The organism is Enterococcus hermanniensis, assembly GCF_001885945.1.
GTDB classification, from domain to species: Bacteria; Bacillota; Bacilli; order Lactobacillales; family Enterococcaceae; genus Enterococcus_A; species Enterococcus_A hermanniensis.
The window spans coordinates 1-1,692 of sequence record NZ_JXKQ01000033.1; the positions used below are offsets into that span (position 1 = coordinate 1).

1 rRNA gene is annotated in these 1,692 nt (G+C 50.7%); it reads left to right on the forward strand.

What is annotated here, in order from left to right:
* Positions 1–153: 153 nt before the first annotated feature.
* Positions 154–1,692 (forward strand): 16S ribosomal RNA (locus RV04_RS12840); the annotation flags it as partial.

The following is a 1,692-nucleotide window of genomic DNA, read 5'->3' on the forward strand; positions in this document are numbered from 1 at the left end:
AAACAATGTAGACCTTTGAAAACTGAACGAATAAAACAAACCAAATGTGTAGGGCGTTTCTTTTAATAGAAACAAACAAAACATAGCAAGCAATATGCTAGCAAGTCAATTTTTAAAATTGAGCTTAACGATCGCAAGATCGTTTCAAACACTTTTTATGAGAGTTTGATCCTGGCTCAGGACGAACGCTGGCGGCGTGCCTAATACATGCAAGTCGAACGCTTTTTCTTTCACCGGAGCTTGCTCCACCGAAAGAAAAAGAGTGGCGAACGGGTGAGTAACACGTGGATAACCTACCCTCAAGCGGGGGATAACACTTGGAAACAGGTGCTAATACCGCATAACAAAGAAAACCGCATGGTTTTCTTTTGAAAGGCGCTTTTGCGTCACTTGAGGATGGATCCGCGGTGCATTAGCTAGTTGGTGAGGTAACGGCTCACCAAGGCAACGATGCATAGCCGACCTGAGAGGGTGATCGGCCACATTGGGACTGAGACACGGCCCAAACTCCTACGGGAGGCAGCAGTAGGGAATCTTCGGCAATGGACGAAAGTCTGACCGAGCAACGCCGCGTGAGTGAAGAAGGTTTTCGGATCGTAAAACTCTGTTGTTAGAGAAGAACAAGGATGAGAGTAGAATGTTCATCCCTTGACGGTATCTAACCAGAAAGCCACGGCTAACTACGTGCCAGCAGCCGCGGTAATACGTAGGTGGCAAGCGTTGTCCGGATTTATTGGGCGTAAAGCGAGCGCAGGCGGTTTCTTAAGTCTGATGTGAAAGCCCCCGGCTCAACCGGGGAGGGTCATTGGAAACTGGGAAACTTGAGTGCAGAAGAGGAGAGTGGAATTCCATGTGTAGCGGTGAAATGCGTAGATATATGGAGGAACACCAGTGGCGAAGGCGGCTCTCTGGTCTGTAACTGACGCTGAGGCTCGAAAGCGTGGGGAGCAAACAGGATTAGATACCCTGGTAGTCCACGCCGTAAACGATGAGTGCTAAGTGTTGGAGGGTTTCCGCCCTTCAGTGCTGCAGCTAACGCATTAAGCACTCCGCCTGGGGAGTACGACCGCAAGGTTGAAACTCAAAGGAATTGACGGGGGCCCGCACAAGCGGTGGAGCATGTGGTTTAATTCGAAGCAACGCGAAGAACCTTACCAGGTCTTGACATCCTTTGACCACTCTAGAGATAGAGCTTCCCCTTCGGGGGCAAAGTGACAGGTGGTGCATGGTTGTCGTCAGCTCGTGTCGTGAGATGTTGGGTTAAGTCCCGCAACGAGCGCAACCCTTATTGTTAGTTGCCATCATTTAGTTGGGCACTCTAGCAAGACTGCCGGTGACAAACCGGAGGAAGGTGGGGATGACGTCAAATCATCATGCCCCTTATGACCTGGGCTACACACGTGCTACAATGGGAAGTACAACGAGTCGCAAAGTCGCGAGGCTAAGCTAATCTCTTAAAGCTTCTCTCAGTTCGGATTGTAGGCTGCAACTCGCCTACATGAAGCCGGAATCGCTAGTAATCGCGGATCAGCACGCCGCGGTGAATACGTTCCCGGGCCTTGTACACACCGCCCGTCACACCACGAGAGTTTGTAACACCCGAAGTCGGTGAGGTAACCTTTATGGAGCCAGCCGCCTAAGGTGGGATAGATGATTGGGGTGAAGTCGTAACAAGGTAGCCGTATCGGAAGG